This is a genomic window from Actinomyces sp. ICM58, assembly GCF_000283035.1.
Lineage (GTDB): Bacteria > Actinomycetota > Actinomycetes > Actinomycetales > Actinomycetaceae > Pauljensenia.
The window spans coordinates 1-19,949 of sequence record NZ_ALIY01000091.1 but is presented as its reverse complement, the minus strand read 5'-3'; the positions used below and the strand labels follow the sequence as shown (position 1 = coordinate 19,949).

Annotated in this window: 9 protein-coding genes and 1 tRNA gene; 7 read left to right on the top strand and 3 right to left on the bottom strand. The window is 65.4% G+C overall.

Going from position 1 to position 19,949, the window contains the following annotated elements; all coding sequences use genetic code 11:
- Positions 1-197, top strand: a 197-nt coding sequence (locus tag HMPREF1138_RS10680; protein ID WP_202898337.1) for a transposase, incomplete at its 5' end; no start/stop codon positions are given.
- A gap of 84 nt (positions 198-281) precedes the next feature.
- On the opposite strand, the gene HMPREF1138_RS04510 is transcribed toward HMPREF1138_RS10680, so the two are convergent.
- Positions 282-2,282: a GmrSD restriction endonuclease domain-containing protein gene (locus HMPREF1138_RS04510; protein ID WP_009057060.1), complete on the bottom strand. Its 2,001-nt coding sequence runs from the start codon at positions 2,280-2,282 to the stop codon at positions 282-284.
- Positions 2,283-2,484: 202 nt separating this feature from the next.
- On the opposite strand from HMPREF1138_RS04510, the gene HMPREF1138_RS04505 reads away from it, so the two are divergent.
- Positions 2,485-3,342: a fructosamine kinase family protein gene (locus tag HMPREF1138_RS04505; protein WP_009057057.1), complete on the top strand. Its 858-nt coding sequence runs from the start codon at positions 2,485-2,487 to the stop codon at positions 3,340-3,342.
- Positions 3,343-3,468: 126 nt separating this feature from the next.
- Here HMPREF1138_RS04505 and HMPREF1138_RS04500 read toward each other — a convergent pair whose 3' ends face one another.
- Positions 3,469-5,034 (bottom strand): molybdopterin-dependent oxidoreductase, encoded by a 1,566-nt coding sequence (locus HMPREF1138_RS04500; RefSeq protein ID WP_009057051.1) that lies wholly within the window; start codon positions 5,032-5,034, stop codon positions 3,469-3,471.
- A 268-nt stretch (positions 5,035-5,302) separates the two neighbouring features.
- The gene (locus tag HMPREF1138_RS04495; protein ID WP_009057053.1) at positions 5,303-7,045 is read right to left on the bottom strand and encodes a pyruvate dehydrogenase; all 1,743 of its coding nucleotides are present in this window, start codon (positions 7,043-7,045) and stop codon (positions 5,303-5,305) included.
- A 142-nt stretch (positions 7,046-7,187) separates the two neighbouring features.
- Here HMPREF1138_RS04495 and HMPREF1138_RS04490 point away from each other — a divergent pair.
- The 5 genes from HMPREF1138_RS04490 to HMPREF1138_RS04470 all read left to right on the top strand — a co-directional run bounded on the left by HMPREF1138_RS04490 (position 7,188) and on the right by HMPREF1138_RS04470 (position 19,894).
- Positions 7,188-7,264 (top strand) — tRNA-Ile (locus HMPREF1138_RS04490).
- Between the two features lie 254 nt (positions 7,265-7,518).
- Complete coding sequence (gene rpoB / locus HMPREF1138_RS04485) at positions 7,519-10,995, top strand: DNA-directed RNA polymerase subunit beta (protein ID WP_009057061.1); 3,477 nt, start codon at positions 7,519-7,521, stop codon at positions 10,993-10,995.
- 15 nt (positions 10,996-11,010) lie between these two features.
- The gene (locus HMPREF1138_RS04480) at positions 11,011-14,913 is read left to right on the top strand and encodes a DNA-directed RNA polymerase subunit beta' (RefSeq protein WP_009057063.1); all 3,903 of its coding nucleotides are present in this window, start codon (positions 11,011-11,013) and stop codon (positions 14,911-14,913) included.
- A gap of 231 nt (positions 14,914-15,144) precedes the next feature.
- Positions 15,145-16,593 carry an LPXTG cell wall anchor domain-containing protein gene (locus HMPREF1138_RS04475; protein WP_009057055.1) on the top strand — a complete coding sequence of 483 codons (1,449 nt, stop codon included), beginning with the start codon at positions 15,145-15,147 and terminating at the stop codon, positions 16,591-16,593.
- A gap of 349 nt (positions 16,594-16,942) precedes the next feature.
- Positions 16,943-19,894 (top strand): glycoside hydrolase family 3 C-terminal domain-containing protein, encoded by a 2,952-nt coding sequence (locus HMPREF1138_RS04470; protein WP_009057059.1) that lies wholly within the window; start codon positions 16,943-16,945, stop codon positions 19,892-19,894.
- Positions 19,895-19,949 lie beyond the last annotated feature (55 nt).

The window sequence follows — 19,949 nt, the reverse complement described above, 5'->3', positions numbered from 1 at the left end:
TCCGCCGACGCACCGACTCCGTGGGAATCTTCCCCAACCGCCAGGCCATCATCCGCCTGGTCGGAGCCGTCCTAGCCGAACAAAACGACGAATGGGCCGAAGGCCGACGCTACCTCAGCCTCGACATCCTCACCAAATCACGACTCACACCCCAACCCACCCAACAGGAGGACACCCCACTACAACTCAGCGCATAACCCAACCCGAAGGACACAAAACGATTACACCACTCCACAGGACTTGACCGCGGCGAGCGCGCGGGCGGCCCCTTCTGTCACAACTTACGCCCCGAATCGGCTCCTGTAGCTATCCCACAGGTCGCGCAGCTTCTTGCCGTCGGACTCGCGCACGAACACGTCGAGGGCGGCGGCGCTGCTGGTGCCGGTCAGGGCGGCGACAGCCGCCGACGGGGAGGACACTTCCTGGCCGTCGGGCAGGACGATGGTGCCCTGAGGGGAAATGGTCACGACGTAGACGTTGCCGAGGTTGCGGCGCCGCCACGTGAACGTGTCACCGGGGGAGATGATGCCGGTCGCGACGACGTCGGCCAGGCGCACCTGGCGGCCGCGGGCAGCAGACCGCTTATCGACGGCGGCCTCAAGTTCGGCGCTGGACAGGACAGACAGGTCCACGCCATCGGAATCTCGCCGAATGTCCCAGTAGTCCAAGATCAGCTGGGTCAGGTGCCGCTGGCGCTCCTCCAGGTCGGCGGCGTGAATCTCGCCCCCGGCGCAGGGCAGCGAGCCGACCGCGAAGTCGCCGAGCGTCATCACGTGGCGGGCGGCGCGCGCCACCGTGTCCCAGTCGGGCGCCTGGTTGACGGTGCGCGACTTGATGGTGGACAGGATGAAGCTCCCCAGTCGCTTGTTCCACGCGCGCAGGTCGATGTCCTCGTCGACGCCGCGAATGTGGCTGGCCGGAAGCCCACACAGGACGCCCATGGAGCGCGGCAGGCGCGTCGGGAAGGACCCATGCTCGGCGACCATCGCGTGGTAGAGGAGGACCTTGCGGATGGAGGACTGCGGCAGGGGCCTCGAGATCGTCTCGGCGGCCCGGTGGCGGACGCTGTCCGGCACGGAGCAGGCGGCGTTGAGGGGCTCGCCGTCCTCGAAAGCCGTGATGAACTGGGTGACGATCGCTGTGCGCGACGAGGGGCTGAGGCGCGCGGCAACAGCCGTGCCGTAGACGCGCTCGAGGAGGAACAGCAGCGATACGGTTTCCTCGTCGCCGCGCCCCGCGCGCAACACGCTCATCGCCGCTGGCTTCCAATCCGAGGAGTCATACAGGCGCAACAGCTCAAGCGGCGTGGCCGCGTGGTGCCCCACCAGAGGCTCCAGCGTCGCCAGCGTGTACGCGCGAGCGGAAGGAACCAAGACCTCGTCGATGAACTCCTCGCCGCTCCTGGAGGTGAAGAACGGCGTGAGGACCTGCTCGTCGAACGAGTCGATGAGGGCCCGTTTGGCGGGGGCGCGCAGCGTGAGCGTGAGCAGGTGCCCGAAGAACGCGTCCGGGTTCTCCGTGCCCAGCGAGTCGATGCACTGCTCCCACAGGGCCGCGTAGCGGGCCCGGGCGTCGGGCTCCACGCGGGACAGGACGCGCGCCTTGAAAATGTCGGCGGCCGACAGGGGAACGCCGCGCGTGTTAAGGACGGAGAAAATGCGGTGCGCCGCCTGGTAGGAATCGGTTGACACCTCGATGAGGGACACGTGCAGGGTCAGGTAGCGGATAAAGTCGCTGATTTCTCCGGGCGCGAGCGTGTCGGGATTGCCCAGCACGTCGAGCATGGCGCGCGCGTTGGCGACAATGCGCCGCACGGACGGGCGCGTCAGGCTGTCGCCGTCGACGTCGAGCAGGGAGTCGATGTTGTCGCCGATGATGAACGTGTCGAAAAACTCGCGGTCGCATTCGCGCACGCTCAGGCGCGGCCGCTCGTCCAAGCCCTTGATGCGCGACTGCGGAATGAGGAGCAATTCGCCGAGTTCTCCGCGCAGCGCGGAATCCTCCTCCAGGTGAAGCAGCAGAGACACGAGGATGCACAGGGTGGTGAGGCGCTGCTGCCCGTCGATGATGTCCACGTCGTCGCCGCTGGGGTGCTGCACGAGGACGATCGACCCCAGGAAGTAGTCCCCGTCGTTCGTGCGCCACGCGCCAAGCAGATCATTCACGAGGGTTTCCGCCTGCTGCTCCTCCCACACGTAGGGGCGCTGGAAGTCGGGAATCTGGTACTGGCGGTCGCCGTGCAGCAGCTCTTGAATGGACTTCTGTGTCGTCGTGAGGGTCATGGAGGCCTACATCCTCGTTGTGGCGGACTATCTTCTGATGGCAGTATATCGATGTTTGCTCGGTATGTGTCCAAGGGGGGACGAGGCCCGGGCACCCCGAGAGGATGCGGCGCGGCGGGCGGGTGGCGAGGTGGGCGATAGCATGGGGGAGTGCAGTGGCGGCCCCTCGCGCGGGCCGCGGGAAGGGAACGGGGAAGCGCCCATGGACACGATGAGGAAGTCGGACGGCCGCCGGGGGCGGATCGCCTACGAGGTTGCGGGCCTCGCGTGGCTTGCAGAGGCTTCGTCGCCCGGCGCGGCCGTCGTCCCCGTCCTCGATCACGGCGCGACATGGCTAGAGGAGCCGCGCCTGGTCTCCGTCGCCCCAACTCCCAAGGCCGCCGAAGAGTTCGGCCGCGCCCTCGCCCACACGCACGCGGCCGGAGCCAGGCACTTAGGCGCCGCCCCCGACGGGTACGCGGGCGACGGCTGGATGGGCGAGGCACCCCTGTCCCTGCCGAGTCGCCCGAGCGCTCACGGCGAAGAGGGTTGCTCGAACCGCGTGAACCCCGGCGAGGCAACCCCGGCCTCGTCCCCTCGCGAGTCCTGGGGCAGCTTCTACGCGCGCGAGCGCATCGCCCCCTACCTTGACGATCGAACCTTCACCGCCGCCGAGCGTGCCCTCATCGAAAAGCTCTGTGAGCGCCTCGAGTCCGGCGGCCTCGACCACGGCCAGCCGCACCTTGTAGAAGACGCGAAAAATCGCCACAACAACATCGGCGCGGCGCGCACCCACGGGGACCTGTGGAGCGGCAACGTCATGTGGACCCCGGGCGGCGCCGTCCTCATCGACCCCGCCGCGCAGGGTGGGCACGCCGAGGAGGACCTCGCGGCCCTCGCCGTCTTCGGTTGCCCGCACTACGAGCGGATCCTCTCCGCCTATGACGAGGCCTCGCCCCTGGAGGACGGCTGGCGCGAGCGCGTCGCCCTGCACCAGGCGCACATCATGATGATCCACTGCGCGGTCTTCGGTCGCGCCTACGTGCCCGAGGCCGTCGCCATCGCCCGCAGGTACGCATAGACTGCGCGGCCCTCCGTGCGCTCGGGCGCAGAGACTGCCAGACAGAGACCGCGCCTCCCTCCTCGAACCCGCATGCGCATGCGTGGGGACGAGGAAGGAGGCGCGGCAACGCTCGAAGGCGGGGGATCAGGCGCGAGCGTCGTAGTGCTGCAGGCCCGAATCCTCTCGTGAACCGCCCTGGCCATCGCCCACCTCGTGGTAGTCGTGGATCCACTCGAGGCGAGGCACCCACTTGACCATCTTGTAGCCGTGCTGGGAATCGGTGCGTAGGCGTAGAGGGCCACCGTAAACCTCGGGCAGAGGCTCGTCGTTCATGCCCCAGGCGAGGATGCACTCGTCGTCGTCAATCATCGACGGGTCGATGCACTCGTAGTAGGGCTCGGTGGGGCGCCCGTCGTAGGTGTGCCCGACGTGTCCGAAGGAGGTCGCCATCAGGTAGTGCGCGCCCTCCGTAGGAGTGACCTGCTCGAGGAGGTCCTTGAGGCGGATGCCCTCCCACTTCGCGATGCCCGTCCATCCCTGCATGCAGGTGTGCATCGTGATGTTCGTGACCTTACCCAGGGCCTTCAGCTCATCGATGGAGAATGACTTCTCCTCCTCGACGAGGCCGCCGATCTCGAGGCGGAAGTCCTTGAAGTCGTCCTCGCGCAGGGCGATGTACTCCTCGGACTGTTCCTTTGTCGGCGGGCGCGTGTTGACCCAGTGGAACGGGGAAATATCGTCCTCGGTGAAGGTATTCTTCGCGACCTGACGCGACTTCAGGCGGTCGATCGTGAGCGCGCGAATCGGCTGCGTAGCACCCCAGATCCAGCGCTGGGTGCGGCGCAGGTTCGACAGGGACCAGTAGGAGGCTCCGATCCACAGGGCGATGGCGATGACGATGCCGATGATCAGCATGGTGACAGCCTGAGCGAATCGCGCCGCCGAGATGTCGTCGTAGTTTTCACCGAGCATCATGTGCGCGATGTTGTACGTCGGGTGGACGATGAACACGAGGGCGACGTGCATGACCACGAAGAAGCAGTAGAACGCCATGCCCAGGAAGTGGATGGAGCGGGCCGTCTGGCGGTTGCGGAAGAGCTTGACATACCCGGGGAAGCGTCCCGCGAACGTGGGGGACATGATGGGGCCGGTCGCGATCATGAGGGGCGCGACGATGAAGACGACCGTGAAGTACATGAGCTTCTGGAGGGCGTCATAGGGCTGGAAGTGCTCGATGGAGGGGATCTGCAGGCCCATGTAGATCTTGGCGCTCTCCCAGGCCTCGGGGAAGATGGACCACGAGGTCGGGACGATGCGACGCCACTGGCCAGTCCCGAAAAGGAGGGCGACGTACACGAAGCCGTTAATGAGCCAGATGGCCGTGACGAGCGCGTGCCACGCGCGGCCCAGGCCGATCTGTCCGCGTCCGGGCAGGGAGATGAGCGGGTGGAGGTTGCGCTGGTCGTCGCGCGCCGTGAACTCGCCGGGAACGGTCGACACCTTATCCTTCGTGAACTTCAGCCACTCGGATCCTGGCGTGCAGTGATTGTTCCAGTACAGACGTGGGTGTGATGCGAGGACCTCCCAGCCGGAGCGGATGAGGAAGCCCATCATGATGAAGTTGATGAAGTGGGTGATCCTCAACCAGGCGGGAAAAGTGTCGAGGTCGACGGCACCGGCTGCGCTAGCCATTGCTGCGAGCGCGTGCATTGCTGTTCCTCCTGTGTGGCGTGTGCGATAGAACGCTTCACAGATTAGAGGGAAAATGCGCGCAAAATTGGGTGTCAAATCACAATGTAGTGTGGTGTGCTACAAGTGTATTACTTGTCAAGCTGTATTTCTGAGGATAAAAGCCATTTGTTTGGAAAAAGGTATGTTTATTAATTCTAGGGTTAGATTGTGGCAGAACGAGGCCGGGGCCAGGTCGTGCGTTGACCCAGCCCCGGCCTCGTCCCCGGAGGGCCTCCCGAGGGGGGACCTACAGGCGCGGGATGTTGCGCATGTTGGAGGTTGCCATCGAGAAAGCCTCAGCGATGCCGCGGTTGAGGACGATCTTGCTCATCGCGGTCGCGAAACCGACGACCTGGCCGCCCGTGATGGCCGGCGGGAGCGAGAGGGCGTTCGGGTCCGTAATGACCTCGACGAGGGCCGGGCCGGGCGCCGCGAACGCCTCGCGGTAGGCGCCCTCCAGGCGCGATGCGTCCTCGACGCGCTCCGCGTGGAAGCCAATTGCACGGGCGATCTCCGCGTAATTCGTATCGGGGACGTCCGTCTGGAAGTCCGGGAGGCCGTTGACCAGCATCTCTAGCTTCACCATGCCCAGCGTCGAGTTGTTGAAGACGACCACCTTGACGGGCAGGTCGTACATCTTCGCGGTGATGAGCTCGCCGAGCAGCATGGACAGGCCGCCGTCACCCGACACCGACACAACCTGGCGACCCGGGTAGGCGACCTGAGCGCCCAGGGCCATCGGCAGGGCGTTGGCCATCGACCCGTGCAGCAGCGAACCGATCAGGCGGCGGGTGCCGAGCGGATCAATGTAGCGGGCGGTCCACACGTTGCACATGCCCGTGTCCGCGGTGAAAATCGCGTCCTTCGCGGCCGTCTCGTTGAGGAGGTGGGCAGCGTACTCGGGGTGGATCGGACGCATCTTCTCCACGTTGCGCGTGTAGGCGCCCACGGGCGCGTGCATGATCTCCGAGTGCTTCTTAATCTTGGCTTTCAGGAAGGAATCCGAGCGGCCGGCGCGCAGGTGGGGGAGCAGGGCCTCGATGAAGGGCTTGACCTGCGCGTGGATCGCGAGGCCGACGTCCGTGCGCCGACCCAGCTTCTCTGCGTGCGTGTCCACCTGGATGGTCGGGGTGTCGGGCAGGAACTGGTCGTAGGGGAAGTCGGTGCCCAGCAGGATCAGCACGTCGGCGTCGTTCATGCCCTCCGCGGCCGCGCCGTAGCCCAGCAGGCCCGTCATGCCCACGTCGAAGGGGTTGTCGTACTGGATGAAGTGCTTGCCGCGCAGGGAGTGGCCGATCGGGGCCTTGAGCGCGTCGGCCAGGGCGATGACCTCGTCGTGGGCGCCCTCAACGCCAGCGCCGGCGAAAATCGCGACCTTGTTCGCCTTGTTGAGGAGCGCCGCGGCCTCGTCGATGTCCGCCGGGTTCGGGGTCAGCGTCGCCGGGCGCGCGGGCGCGTAGGTGGGAACGTGCTCGACGGCCTTGAGGTCGGTGATGTCTCCGGGCAGCGTGATGACGGCGACGCCTCCCAGGCCGACCGCGTGGCGGATCGCGGAGTTCACGGTGCGCGGGGACTGCGCGGCTGAGGAGATGAGCTCGTTGTAGACCGAGCACTCCTCGAAGACGCGGTCCGGGTGCGTCTCCTGGAAGTAGGTGGAGCCGATCTGGACGCTCGGGATGTGCGAGGCAATGGCCAGGACGGGCGCACCCGTGCGGTTCGCGTCGTACAGGCCGTTGATGAGGTGCAGGTTGCCCGGGCCGCACGAGCCCGCGCACACGGCGAGCTTGCCTGTGAGCTGAGCCTCGGCCGAAGCTGCGAACGCCGCCGCCTCCTCGTGGCGGACGTGAATCCAGTCGATGCCGCCCTGTGCCGAGCCGCCGGTCTTGCGCACGGCGTCGACGATTGGGTTGAGTGAATCGCCGACAATGCCGTAGATCCTATGGACTCCCGCGTCGACGAGCTGAGCCACGATCTGTTCCGCGACGTTCATGCCATCTCCTTAAAATTGCTGGCTGTGACCTTGTTAAATCATCATAGGTATGACTAAGGTCCTATGTCGCTGTAGCGTGAGCGACGGATCAAGGGGAGGGCGCCGGTGGAAGCGTGCCGCCTTCCTCCGCTAAGATAGCCACGCCCCAATAGCTCAGTCGGTCAGAGCAGCGGACTCATAATCCGTGGGTCGTCGGTTCAAGCCCGACTTGGGGCACCACCAACCCAGCCTGGGAGCCGCCGCCGTCGCGCCTGACGGATCAGCCGGCCACGGCCTCGTTCCCGTGAGACCCTGCACATATCACACGGACCCTTGACTCGCGACGCGACTCACGGTAACCTGAGTATTTGCGCCTTATCATGCCCGAGGTGACCCGTATCCAGCCGTCGTAACAGGCGCTTGACGGACCAGGACGCGTCAGATAATGGGTGATAAGGAAGCGTGCGCACCGTAACAGCAGGGAAGGACCCCCTTTGGCTGCCAACAGCACCGCCAAACAGCCCAGCCACCGCATCTCGTTCGCGAAGCTCCGTGAACCCCTCCAGGCCCCCAATCTGCTGGGCCTGCAGGTCGAAAGCTTCGACTGGCTGCTGGGCAATGACGCGTGGAAGGCCCGCGTCGAAGCCGCTCAGGCATCCGGCCGAAATGACGTCCCCGACGTCTCCGGCCTCGAAGAAATCTTCCATGAGATTTCCCCCATTGAGGACGTCGCAGGCACCATGAGCCTGTCGTTCCACGACCACCGCCTCGAATCCCCCAAGTACTCCATGGAGGAAGCCAAGGCGAAGGACTACACGTACTCCGCACCCATGTACGTGACCGCCGAGTTCATGAACTACGAAACCGGCGAAATCAAGTCCCAGACCGTGTTCATGGGCGACTTCCCGCTCATGACCCCCCGCGGTACCTTCATTATCAACGGCACCGAGCGCGTCGTCGTCTCCCAGCTCGTGCGTTCCCCCGGCGTGTACTTCGAGAAGCTCTCGGACCGCTCGACCGACAAGGAAACCTTCGGCGCGAAGATCATCCCCTCGCGCGGCGCGTGGCTCGAGTTCGAGATCGACAAGCGCGACGCCGTCGGCGTGCGCATCGACCGCAAGCGTAAGCAGTCGGTCACCCACTTCCTCAAGGCCATCGGCATGACCGAGTCCGAGATCCGCGACACCTTCGCCGCGTACCCGGTCCTGCTCGAAACCCTCGAGAAGGACACCGTCGGCACGCAGGAAGAAGCCCTGCTCGACATCTACCGCAAGCTGCGCCCCGGCGAGCCCGCGAACGTCGACGCCGCCCAGACGCTGCTCAACAACTTCTACTTCGACTCTCGTCGCTACGACCTGGCCAAGGTCGGCCGCTACAAGATCAACAAGAAGCTGGCCATCGAAGCCGACCCCAAGGCCTCGACCCTCTCTCTCGAGGACATCGTCGCCACCGTCAAGTACCTCCTCGCCCTCCACCAGGGCGACAAGACCTTCGCCGGCACCCGCGGTGGCGAGCCCGTCGAGGTTCGCGTCGAGGTCGACGACATCGACAACTTCGCCAACCGTCGCATCCGCGCCGTCGGCGAGCTCATCCAGGGCCAGGTCCGCACCGGCCTCGCCCGCATGGAACGCACCGTGCGCGAGCGCATGACCACCCAGGAAACGGACTCGATCACGCCCCAGACGCTGATCAACATCCGCCCCGTCGTGGCCGCGATCAAGGAGTTCTTCGGAACCTCCCAGCTCTCGCAGTTCATGGACCAGAACAACCCGCTGGCCGGCCTGACCCACAAGCGCCGCCTGTCGGCCCTGGGCCCCGGCGGCCTGTCCCGCGACCGCGCCGGCATGGAAGTCCGAGACGTCCACCCCTCGCACTACGGCCGCATGTGCCCGATCGAGTCCCCTGAAGGCCCGAACATCGGCCTCATCGGCTCGCTCGCGACCTTCGCGCGCATCAACCCCTTCGGCTTCATCGAGACGCCCTACCGCGTCGTCAAGGACGGCAAGGTCACCGACGAAATCCGCTACCTCACCGCGGACGACGAGAAGGGCCACTTCATCGCCCAGGCCTCGTCGCCCGTCGAGGCCGACGGCTCCTTCGCTGAGCACGACGTCCTGTGCCGTGTCGCCGGCGAGGACCCGACGCTGATCGCCCGCGATCGCGTCGACTACATGGACGTCTCCGCGCGCCAGATGGTCTCCGTCGCTGCGGCGTTCATCCCCTTCCTTGAACACGACGACGCTAACCGAGCCCTCATGGGCGCGAACATGCAGCGTCAGGCCGTCCCGCTGCTCACCACGGAAGCCCCGCTGGTCGGCACCGGCATGGAGCTGCGCGCCGCGCACGACTCCGGCGAAATGATCCTCGCCGCGCACTCCGGCGTCGTCTCCGAGGTCTCCGCGGACCTGATCGTCGTCTCCACGGACGAGGGCGGCCGCGACTCCTACCGCCTCGAAAAGTTCGAGCGCTCCAACCCCGGTAACTGCACCAACCAGCGCGTTATCGTGGACGAGGGCGACCGCGTCGAGGTCGGCGACGTCCTCGCCGACGGCCCCGCCACCTCCAACGGCGAGGTCGCGCTCGGCAAGAACCTCCTCGTCGCCTACATGTCGTGGGAAGGCCTCAACTACGAGGACGCCATCATCCTGAGCCGCCGCGTCGTGGAAGAAGACATCCTGACCTCGATCCACATCGAGGAATACGAGGTCGACGCCCGCGAGACCAAGCTCGGTGAGGAAGAAATCACCCGCGACATCCCCAACGTCTCCGAGGAATCCCTCTCCGACCTGGACGAGCGCGGCATCATCCGCATCGGCGCCGAGGTCACCGCCGGCGACATCCTCGTCGGCAAGGTCACCCCCAAGGGCGAGACCGAGCTGACCTCCGAAGAGCGCCTGCTGCGCGCCATCTTCGGCGAGAAGGCCCGCGAGGTGCGCGACACCTCGCTGCGCGTCCCCCACGGCGAAGAAGGCATCGTCATCGGCGTCCGCGAATTCAACGACGACGAAGACGACCTCAACCCCGGCGTCCGCCAGACCGTGCGCGTCTACGTCGCCCAGCGACGCAAGATCACGATCGGCGACAAGATGGCCGGCCGCCACGGCAACAAGGGCGTCGTGTCCAAGATCCTCCCGGTCGAAGACATGCCCTTCCTCGCCGACGGCACCCCCGTCGACATCATCCTCAACCCGCTGGGCGTCCCCGGCCGAATGAACGTCGGCCAGGTGCTCGAGTACCACCTCGGGTGGCTCGCCCACCAGGGCTGGGACGCCTCGGCCGCGGTCGAGGCCGGCGAAGAGTGGACGGCACACCTGCCCGCCGACGGCATCACGGCCGCTCCCGGCACGCGCGTCGCCACCCCCGTCTTCGACGGCCTCGAGGCCGACGAACTCGCGGGCCTGCTGCGCAACGTGAACCCGACCCGCGACGGCGAGGTCCTCACCAACCACGAGGGCAAGGCGCGCCTCTTCGACGGCCGCTCCGGCGAGCCGTTCCCGTACCCGATCTCGGTGGGCTACACCTACATGCTCAAGCTCCACCACCTGGTCGACGACAAGATCCACGCCCGCTCGACGGGCCCGTACTCGATGATCACGCAGCAGCCGCTGGGCGGTAAGGCCCAGTTCGGCGGCCAGCGCTTCGGCGAAATGGAGGTGTGGGCCCTGGAAGCATACGGCGCCGCCTACGCCCTCCAGGAGCTGCTGACCATCAAGTCCGACGACACCACCGGCCGCGTCAAGGTGTACGAGGCCATCGTCAAGGGCGAGGACATCCCCGAGCCCGGCATCCCCGAGTCCTTCCGAGTCCTCATCCAGGAAATGCGCTCGCTGTGCCTGAACGTCGAAGCCCTCGACGCGGCCGGCAACGTCATTGACCTGCGTGAGCAGGACGAAGACTTCAATGCGCGTGAGGACTTGGGTATCACACTCGATGCCCGTCCGAACGCTGCGGCGACCATCGATGCGATCTGATAGGGAGAGATAACTTTGCTGGACGCCAAAACGTTCGACAGCCTGAAGATCACCCTGGCCACCGGCGACGACATCGCCGTCTGGAGCCACGGTGAAGTCAAGAAGCCGGAGACCATCAACTACCGCACGCTCAAGCCCGAGCGCGACGGCCTGTTCGGTGAGCAGATCTTCGGCCCCACCCGCGACTGGGAGTGCGCGTGTGGCAAGTACAAGCGCGTGCGCTACAAGGGCATCATCTGCGAGAAGTGCGGAGTCGAGGTCACTCGCTCCCGCGTCCGCCGTGAGCGCATGGGTCACATCGACCTGGCCGCCCCCGTCACGCACATCTGGTACTTCAAGGGTGTTCCCTCGCGCCTGGGCTACGTGCTCAACCTCGCGCCCAAGGACCTCGAGAAGGTCATCTACTTCGCCGCCTACATGATCACCGAGGTCGACGAAAAGGGTCGCCACGAGGATCTGGCTGAACTGCGCGCCGAACTCGAGGTGCAGAAGAAGCAGATGGAGAACAACCGCGACGCCACGATCAACGACTTCGCGGAGCAGCTCGAGTCCGACATGGCCGCTCTGGAGAAGGACGGCGCCTCGCAGGCGGAGCGTGAACGCGCCCGCAAGCAGGGCGAGCGCGAGATGGCCAAGATCCGTCGTCGCTTCGACGGCGACATCGACGGCCTCGAAGCCGTGTGGGAGCGCTTCAAGGACCTCAAGGTCGGCGACCTCGAGGGCGACGAGCGCCTCTACCGCGCGATGGTGGCCCGCTACGGCACCTACTTCAAGGGTGACATGGGCGCGTCCGCCATCCAGAAGCGCCTGGAGACCTTCGACCTGGAGGGCGAGGTCGCCGCGCTGCGCCAGACCATCGCCTCGGACTCCGGCCCGCGTAAGGCCCGCGCCATCAAGCGCCTGAAGGTTATCAACGCCTTCGTCGCGACCGGCAACTCCCCGGCCTCGATGGTCCTCACCAAGATCCCCGTGATCCCCCCGGACCTGCGCCCCATGGTGCAGCTGGACGGCGGCCGCTTCGCGACCTCCGACCTCAACGACCTGTACCGCCGCGTCATCAACCGCAACACCCGACTCAAGCGACTGCTCGAGCTGGGCGCCCCCGAGATCATCGTCAACAACGAGAAGCGCATGCTTCAGGAATCCGTTGACGCCCTCTTCGACAACGGCCGCCGCGGCCGCCCCGTCGCGGGTCCCGGCAACCGTCCGCTTAAGTCGATCTCGGACATGCTCAAGGGCAAGCAGGGTCGTTTCCGTCAGAACCTGCTCGGCAAGCGAGTCGACTACTCGGGTCGTTCCGTGATCGTCGTCGGCCCGCAGCTGCAGCTCCACCAGTGTGGTCTGCCCAAGGCGATGGCCCTGGAGCTGTTCAAGCCCTTCGTCATGAAGCGCCTGGTTGAGAAGAACTACGCGCAGAACGTCAAGGCGGCCAAGCGCAAGGTCGAGCGTCAGCGCCCCGAGGTGTGGGACGTCCTCGACGACGTCATCCGCGAGCACCCCGTGCTGCTCAACCGTGCGCCCACGCTGCACCGCCTCGGCATCCAGGCGTTCGAGCCCCAGCTCATTGAGGGTAAGGCCATCCAGCTGCACCCCCTCGCCTGTGGCGCCTTCAACGCCGACTTCGACGGCGACCAGATGGCCGTTCACCTGCCGCTGGGCGCTGAGGCGCAGGCCGAGGCCCGCATCCTCATGCTGTCGACGAACAACATCCTCAAGCCCTCCGACGGCCGCCCCGTGGCCATGCCGTCGCAGGACATGATCATCGGCCTGTTCCACCTGACCTCGAACCCCGACCCGTCGCTCCCGGTCGAGAAGGACGAGGACGGCAACCCCGTGGTTCCGTACTTCTCCAGCCAGGCGGAGGCCCAGATGGCGTTCGACGCGGGGAACCTGGACCTGAACGCGACCGCGCGCATCCGCTTCGCCGACGGCACCGTGCCGCCCGAGGGCTGGGAAGCCCCCGAGGGGTGGGAGAGCGGCGACGAGCTGATCCTCGAGACCAGCCTCGGCCGTGCGATCTTCAACGAACTGCTGCCCACCGACTACCCCTTCGTCAACGAGGTCGTCGGCAAGAAGCAGCTCGGCAACATCGTGAACACCCTGACGCAGCGCTACCCGAACGTGCTCGTCGCGGACTGCCTCGACGCCCTGAAGTCGGCCGGCTTCCACTGGTCGACGTGGTCGGGCATCACGATTGCGTTCTCCGACATTCAGGCCTCGCCGCGTAAGCGCGAGATCCTGGCCCGCTACGAGGCCAAGGCCGCCGAGATCGTCGAGCAGTTCGAGACGGGTATCATCCTCGAGGAGACCCGCTACGAGGAGCTCGTCAAGCTGTGGCTGCAGTGCACCGAAGAGGTCGCCGAGGATATGCGCGCGAACTTCTCCGAGCGCAACACCGTGTACCGCATGGTGAACTCGGGCGCCCGTGGTAACTGGTCGCAGGTTCAGCAGATCGCCGGTATGCGTGGCCTCGTGTCCGACCCGAAGCAGAAGCTGATCGAGCAGCCCATTAAGGCGAACTACCGCGAGGGCCTGACGGTTCTCGAGTACTTCATCGCCACGCACGGCGCTCGTAAGGGCCTGGTCGATACGGCTCTGCGTACCGCCGAGTCTGGTTACCTGACACGTCGTCTGGTCGACGTGTCGCAGGACGTCATCGTCCGCGAGGCCGACTGTGGCACCCGCGCGGGCCTGAAGATCGACATCGCGAAGAAGAACGAGTTCGGTGAGTGGGAGGCGTCCGAGACCATCGAGACGACCGCCTACGCCCGTAACCTCGCCCGCGACGCGGTCAACGAGGCCGGCGAGGTCGTCATGCCCGCGGGCACCGACCTGGGTGACGACCAGCTCGCCGAGCTCGTCGCCGCCGGCGTCGCGCAGATCGTTGTCCGTTCCGTCCTCACCTGTGAGTCTCAGGTCGGCACCTGCGCGAAGTGCTACGGTCGCTCGCTGGCCACCGGCAAGCAGGTCGACATCGGCGAGGCCGTCGGCATTATCGCCGCCCAGTCGATTGGCGAGCCCGGCACGCAGCTGACGATGCGTACCTTCCACACCGGTGGCGCCGCCTCCGCTGCGGATATTACGCAGGGTCTGCCCCGTGTCCAGGAGCTCTTCGAGGCGCGCAGCCCGAAGGTCGAGGCCAAGATGAACGAGGCCGCCGGCCGCGTCCACATCGACGACGAGGATCCGAGCGCTCGTAAGGTGATCATCACCCGTGACGACGGCAAGGAAGACCTGGTCATCGAGGTGTCGCGCCGCCAGAAGCTCCTCGTCTCGGAGGGCCAGCACATCGCTGCGGGCACCCCGCTGACCGAGGGCCAGCTGGACCCGAAGGAGATCCTGCGCATCATGGGCCGCAACGTCGCCCAGAAGATGCTCGTGGACGAGGTCCAGAAGGTGTACCGCGACCAGGGCGTGGGTATCCACGCCAAGCACATCGAGGTCATCGTCCGTCAGATGCTGCGCCGCGTCACCATCCTGGAGCCCGGCGACACGACGTTCATGCCGGGCGAGCTCGTCGACCGCATGGCGTACCTGACGCAGAACCGCCGCGTCGCAGCCGAGGGCGGCCAGCCCGCCTCCGGCCGCCAGATGCTGATGGGCATTACGAAGGCGTCGCTGGCCACGGATTCGTGGCTGAGTGCCGCGTCCTTCCAGGAGACCACCAAGGTCCTGACCGAGGCCGCCATGAACGGCAAGTCGGACTCCCTGGTGGGCCTCAAGGAGAACGTCATCCTCGGTAAGCTCATCCCGGCTGGCACCGGCCTGTCGCGCTACAACGACGTCATCGTCGAGCCGACGGCTGAGGCCATGGCGAACTCGAACTACTCCGAGGCCGACTTCGGTGACGGCTCCGTGTCCGAGGACTTCCTCGACGCACTGGGCGCCATCGACTTTGGCATGAACTTCCGCGAGTAATCCGGTTCGTGACCACTTGGGGCCCCGGCCTTGTCCGTGAGAACGTGACAAGGCCGGGGCCCCTTATCGTGTCTGCTTGCTCGCCCTGAGCGCGCCGGGGATGTCTCACGGTGACGCAGATTGAGTGCCAGCTGCGACGGTCGAAGATGACAAGTTCAACCATTTGGAAAGCTGCGACGCGGATGCTAGATTGGTTGCACAATATCCATCAACGCTTAAGGATGTCTCCTCATGCGCCTGTCCAAGAAACTGGTCATTGCTGCGCTCGGCTCCGCGACCCTCGTTCTCAACCCGTTGGCGGCCCTCGCCGCTGGTCCCACGATTGAGGATGCGGACGGACCGCTCGTTCGGATTGCCATCTCCGACACGCTCAACTGCTCGATCAACTACAAGGGCGATAGTTATAACGAGTTCTATAATTCTCGATCCGCGACGGATCCAGCCGACTGTGGAACGTTCCTCGCTGTGGGATCTGAGCTGTTCGGTCCGGGGGAGCTGAAGTCTCGTGCTGCGGTGTCCACAGGGGCGATCGCCTGGACGCCGGTCTCGCAAACGAAGTCGGGAACGGGCACCCAAGCCGATCCGTGGGTCCTCACGACTGTCGTTCGCGGCGGTGGATTCGAGATCACGCAGACGGACACCTACTCCACGGGCAATGAATTTTACGCGACGACCTCCTCGGTGAAGAACATTTCGGATACCGCTCAGGACTTTACTCTCTACCACGCGGCGGATTGCTACCTCCAGGACAACGATTACGGCTTCGGCGAGTACGACGCGAACACGGGAACGGTTATCTGCCGAGCGAAGGATCCGGAAACCGGCCAGCACACGGATCGTGGCCGAGTCGAGCAGTTCGTCCCGACGACCGCCGGTTCGAACTACTACTACAGTTCCTTTAACGAGGTCTGGGACAAGGTCAAGGACCGTGAGCCGCTGCCCAACAAGCTCGACCACGCCGATGACAACCGGGACAACGGCATGGCTCTGAGCTGGACTCGTACCCTCGAGCCGAATACGACGGCCGACTACTCTCTCATCACCTCCTTCTCGCCGAAGGGCCAGGTCGCGCTGTCCTCCGCGACATGCGCCGTCGCCCAGCCGGGCGCCGACTCCACCGCGACGCGCACCATCGGCGTGACGATCACAAACCCGAACCCTGATGTCAAGTCGGTTCAGACGGTCATTGCGACACTGTCGGACGACGCCACCTACGTTCCCCAGTCGGCCAGCGGCGCCCCCGAGCCGACGGTCGCGGGCAAGGTGCTTACCTTCAAGGATCTGGAGCTTCCCGCCAACGGGTCGGTGAAGTTCTCGTTCCTTATCACCGGTAGCGCTGAGGTTACGCCGCTCGTGAAGATCTCGGGGACGACGACGAGCGGCGCAGCCATCGCCGAGTCCGATACCTCGGCGTCTTCGACGTGCGATTTCCCCGAGCTTCCGAAGCCCGATCAGCCCCAGCCGACCCCCGAGCAGCCCCAGCCGACTGTCGAGCAGCCGCAGCCCACCGCTGAGCAGCCGCAGCCGACTGCCGAGCAGCCCCAGCCTGCGGGCGGCACGAGCACTGAAGGCAACAAGCTGGCCAGCACCGGCGCGAACACCGGCGTTGCCATCGCCCTCGTTGGCCTGCTCGCCGTCGCCGGCGTCGGCCTCGTGGTGGCGAGGCGCCGCGCACACTGATCGGAGAACCGGTCGACAATGTGACAGGGCCCGGTCCCCACGAGGGGGCCGGGCCCTCGCGCATCCCCTGTGGTTATCCTCGTCGGTGGCGGGGAGAGTCGCTTTCCGCGGAGGCGGCGAAACCTGCAGGGCACCAGGCTGCCCATTCTGACAGATTGTGCAGCGAATCCGACAGAACGCACGAGGCCCCACGGCGCAGGGGCGACCGTGCGGTTGAATAGGTGGTGGAGGTTCCCATCTGCCCTCTGGTCTGCGGCGACCCATGTCTATGGAGACACACACGGGGATGGACAGGGAGCCGATCTAGCTCTGGGATGCAGGGTTTCGGAACTGAAAGAGGACATCAACAATGCTTTCCATCAACTGGTCTGATGTGTGGAAGATGGTTGAGTCGATCAAGGTCCCCTTGATCGTCATCGGCGTGGCGCTGGCGCTCGCTATCATCGTCTCCCTCGCTGTTTTCAAGATGGGCAAGCCTGCCCGCAAGCTCACGCGCTCGACTGCCTGGGTCGCGGCGTTCATCGCCGTCGTCGTGGCCGTCGTGTCGATGATGTACGGCGGCTTCAAGACGGTGCTTGACCTGGCTGCCGGCACCGGCGCGCTAACGGACGCGTCGAAGGCTCAGGTGGAAGAACTGGGCAACAATATCTCGGACGAGGGCATGGTCCTCCTGAAGAACAACAACGGTGCCCTGCCCCTGGCCAAGGGCTCCGCTATCAACGTGTGGGGCTGGGGTTCGACGAACCCGATCTACGGCGGCACCGGCTCCGGCTCGCTCTCGAAGGACAACCCGACGACGACCCTCCTCGACGGTCTGCACAACGCCGGCTTCACCACGAATGATGAGCTGACGAACCTGTACACCTCCTACCGCGCGGAGCGCCCCGAGGTCGGCATGTTCAAGGCCGACTGGTCGCTGCCCGAGCCTACGCAGGACAAGTACTCTGACGACCTGCTCTCCAACGCCACCGCCTTCGGTGACACCGCCGTGGTGACGATTGCCCGCTCGGGCGGCGAGGGCTTCGACCTGCCGCGCGACGTCAACCAGGAGATGGCTGACAACCCGTACTTCAGCTACACGAACAACTCCGAGGAGTACGCGGACTTCGAGGATGGCCAGGGCTACCTCGAGCTGACGCGTCCCGAGAAGGACATGATCGAGCTGGCGAAGAAGACCTCGACGAAGACGGTCGTCGTCATTAACGCCGCCAACGCCTTCCAGCTGGGCGACCTCCAGGACGACCCGGAGATCGACGCGATCGTCTGGGCGATCCCCGGCGGCCAGGTGGGCTTCAACGCGCTGGGCCGCATCCTGGACGGCGAGGTGAACCCCTCCGCCAAGACCCCCGACACCTTCGCCCGCGACATTAAGGCGGGTCCCGCGGCCAACAACTTCGGCGACTTCCAGTACACGAACATGACGGAGTTCGCCCAGGATGACCCCTTCAACAAGGGCACTCAGACGCAGCCGTCTTTCGTGAACTACAACGACTCGATCTACGTCGGCTACCGCTGGTACGAGACGGCCGCCGCTGAGGGCGTCATCGACTACGGCAACGAGGTTCTCTACCCGTTCGGTTTCGGCCTGTCCTACACGACGTTCTCCCAGTCGATGAGCGACATCTCGGTTGACGAGGCCACGGGAGCCATGTCCGCAGACGTCACCGTGACGAACACGGGCCAGGTCGCCGGTAAGGACGTCGTGCAGATCTACGACAACCCGCCCTACACGGACGGCGGTATCGAAAAGGCTGCGGCAAACCTGCTGTCGTACGAGAAGACGAAGCTGCTGGAGCCCGGTGAGTCCCAGACGCTGACGGTCACGTGGAACCGCGACGCGCTCGCTTCCTACGACTTCGTGAATGCGAAGGCCTACGTGCTCGAGGCCGGCGACTACAAGATCTCCGCGCGTTCCAACTCGCACGACGTCATTGCTGAGAAGACATACACGGTGGCTGCCACCGACACCTACAACACCTCCGACAATACGCACGACGGTGACCAGGTCGTGGCTACCAACCGTTTCGACGACGCGAAGGGCGACGTCACCTACCTGTCGCGCGCCGGCCACTTCGCGAACGTTGCGGAGGCGACTGCAGCCCCCACGAGCTTCGAGATGAGCGAGGCCGATAAGGCGAAGTTCCTTGCGACCTCGAATTATGACGCGGCGGCCGCCGATGCTGACTCCAGCGCGACGATGCCCATCACGGGCGCCAGGAATGACCTCGTCCTGGGTGACCTCGCTGGCCTCGACTACGACGACCCGAAGTGGGATCAGCTCCTCGACCAGCTCACCGTCAAGGAAATGAACGCACTCATCTCAAAGGGCGGCTACGGCTCCCCGGCGATCTCCTCGATCGGCAAGCTGCGCGTCTCCGACGTGGATGGCCCCGCCTCGCTGAACAACAACTTCACGGGCGTTGGCTCGATCGGCCTGCCTTCCGCGGTGTCCGTGGCGGCGACCTTCAACAAGGAGCTCGCACGTTCCTTCGGTGATGCGATCGGCACGATGGCGCACGACATGCAGGTCTCGGGCTGGTACGCGCCGGCAACGAACACGCACCGCTACGCCTACGCGGGACGTAACTTCGAGTACTTCTCGGAGGATCCGGTCCTGGCTGGCTCACAGGTCGCCGAGGAAATCAAGGGCGCCCAGGCGAGGGGCGTGTACGCCTTCCTCAAGCACTTCGCCCTTAACGACCAGGAAACCAACCGCACGCACATGCTGGCGACCTGGACGAATGAGCAGGCAATGCGCGAAATCTACCTGCGTTCCTTCGAGATCGGTGTCAAGGACGGCGGCGCGCACGCGATCATGAGCGCGTTCAACTACATCGGTCCGGAGTACGCGGGTGCGAACTCGGCGCTGCTGAACGGCGTCCTGCGCGACGAGTGGGGCTTCCGCGGCATGGTCCTGACCGACTACTTCGCGGGCTACGGATACCAGAATGCCGACCAGATCACGCGTAACGGTGGTGACCTGATGCTCGCGACGATCGACATGCCGATCGGGACGGTCAACGTCCAGGATGCCGCGGGTGTGACCGTGCTGCGTAACGCTTCGCACAACATCCTCTACACGGTCGCGAACTCGTGGATGTACGAGAACGGCCAGCCCGAGGTCACCCGCAATACCTGGGAGTACATCACCTGGGTGCTGGCCGGACTCCTGATCGTGTCGCTGCTCGGCCTCGAGGTGGTGGCGATCCGCCGCTACCGAACCCGTCAGGCGAAGGCCGTCATCACGGTTGAGCAGCCCGCCTCGATCGACGAGGCCGGGGTCGACAAGGCGGAGGAGTGACCGATCCGGGAACGACCGGAATGTGCATGACCCTCGGGTGGCAGTGAGCATCGCT

Bases quoted from the DNA above. Each gene is read 5' to 3' on its own strand.
- HMPREF1138_RS04505 (WP_009057057.1), top strand. From the start codon at position 2,485: ATGGACACGATGAGGAAGTCGGACGGCCGCCGGGGGCGGATCGCCTAC.
- HMPREF1138_RS04475 (WP_009057055.1), top strand. From the start codon at position 15,145: ATGCGCCTGTCCAAGAAACTGGTCATTGCTGCGCTCGGCTCCGCGACC.
- HMPREF1138_RS04495 (WP_009057053.1), bottom strand. From the start codon at position 7,045: ATGAACGTCGCGGAACAGATCGTGGCTCAGCTCGTCGACGCGGGAGTC.
- HMPREF1138_RS04500 (WP_009057051.1), bottom strand. From the start codon at position 5,034: ATGCACGCGCTCGCAGCAATGGCTAGCGCAGCCGGTGCCGTCGACCTC.
- HMPREF1138_RS04470 (WP_009057059.1), top strand. From the start codon at position 16,943: ATGCTTTCCATCAACTGGTCTGATGTGTGGAAGATGGTTGAGTCGATC.
- HMPREF1138_RS04510 (WP_009057060.1), bottom strand. From the start codon at position 2,282: ATGACCCTCACGACGACACAGAAGTCCATTCAAGAGCTGCTGCACGGC.